This window comes from Helicobacter sp. 12S02634-8 (assembly GCF_002272865.1).
Classification (GTDB): Bacteria; Campylobacterota; Campylobacteria; order Campylobacterales; family Helicobacteraceae; genus Helicobacter_J.
Genome location: NZ_MLAP01000044.1, coordinates 1 through 1,225, shown reverse-complemented (window position 1 = coordinate 1,225; position 1,225 = coordinate 1). Strand labels below are relative to the sequence as shown.

Below are 1,225 nucleotides of genomic sequence, written 5' to 3'. Positions count from 1 at the left end.
CCATTTATCACTCGCATTGATTGCGTGCCCTAGGGAATTGACATTTTGGTGGTTGAGAGTGACAAGAGAAGCTAGAGAGAGCTTTTGTTGTTCTAAGATTGAGTTGAGATGGATAGATTCTTGGATGGGGGCTGTAAAAACCCCTGCAACACCTTTGAGGACATTAAAACCAAAGGTTAAAGATTGGAGCGAGTGTGCACTGATGTCAATAGTATTTTTAAAGTCCGAAAGCTTACGAGTTGTTTTTTCAATGCCTGATTGGAGCTCTTTGAGATTGGTATTGGTAACACGCAATGCTTTTGTTTCTGTGTCAAAAATAAGCTTGATATTTACTTCTTTTTGCATATAATATTCCTATATGAAAATGGTAAAGGATTTTTGATGTATCTTTTTGATTTGGGTGGTTTTGGTTCTTTGGTCGCCCTTTTTGGTTTTGTTTTGATAATGCTCAAATTTTCAAAGCTCAAAAAAGAAGAGCAAAAAGCCATTACAAAATTCAATGAAGCAAAGGCTTTGCAAGAAGAGGGGATTGTTTTAAAAGGTATTGAAATCACCATAAAAGACATTCCCAATAAAGAATTTAAATAATTTATCCTATTCACCTCTAATCCTTTCAAACTCTGCGAGCATTTCTTTTAAAACTCCATAGACTTCTATGGAATCCAAATCATATTTCTTAGAAAAATCTTTGACAATCAAATAATCCACTTCACTCCATAAACTCATACCCCCTCCATTGACCCTTTGGGCAAGCACAAAGCAAGAAGCAATCAAAATTTCTTCTAAGTCTTGCAATTCGTGGGCTAAAAGAACAGAGTTTTTATCCTTAGACAAATATGCCTGCTCCTTTGCCCACAACCTTAGTTTTTTCTTTTGACTTCTTTTGTTCTGGCAAATTCTTCTGCCATCACAGAGAAAAATTCCTCTAAAGTAGAGTTTTCTAAGAGCTCAGAAATAAAGATCTCTTTGGCTTCTTTTGCTTTATCTTTACCAAAGAGCAGCTAGACCAAAGAGGTTGGAGCGAGCACAAGGGAGAATTACCCAATATTGCTGATAAAAGCTTTCAAGGTGATATTTTAGAAAATAGCGATCAAGCTTTAGATAAGATTTATTTAGAAAAAGCCAGAAGAATCATTGGAGTCAATGAACCTTCTAAATTACTAAAATCTTTAATCTTTAGTGATTATCAAAGCATTGTAGAGAATAGAAAGAGATGGAGGGAGAT

Annotated in this window: 3 protein-coding genes; 1 reads left to right on the top strand and 2 read right to left on the bottom strand. The window is 35.2% G+C overall.

Annotated elements, in window-relative coordinates:
* Window positions 1-345: hypothetical protein (locus BKH46_RS09275; protein ID WP_143428961.1), on the bottom strand; the 345-nt coding region annotated here is incomplete at its 3' end.
* 36 nt (window positions 346-381) lie between these two features.
* On the opposite strand from BKH46_RS09275, the gene BKH46_RS09270 reads away from it, so the two are divergent.
* Window positions 382-588, top strand: coding sequence for a hypothetical protein (locus tag BKH46_RS09270; protein ID WP_095226537.1), 207 nt, complete (start codon window positions 382-384; stop codon window positions 586-588).
* Window positions 589-594: 6 nt separating this feature from the next.
* On the opposite strand, the gene BKH46_RS09265 is transcribed toward BKH46_RS09270, so the two are convergent.
* A complete protein-coding gene (locus BKH46_RS09265; protein WP_095226527.1) occupies window positions 595-834 on the bottom strand; it encodes a hypothetical protein in 240 nt (79 codons plus the stop codon).
* Between the last annotated feature and the right edge of the window lie 391 nt (window positions 835-1,225).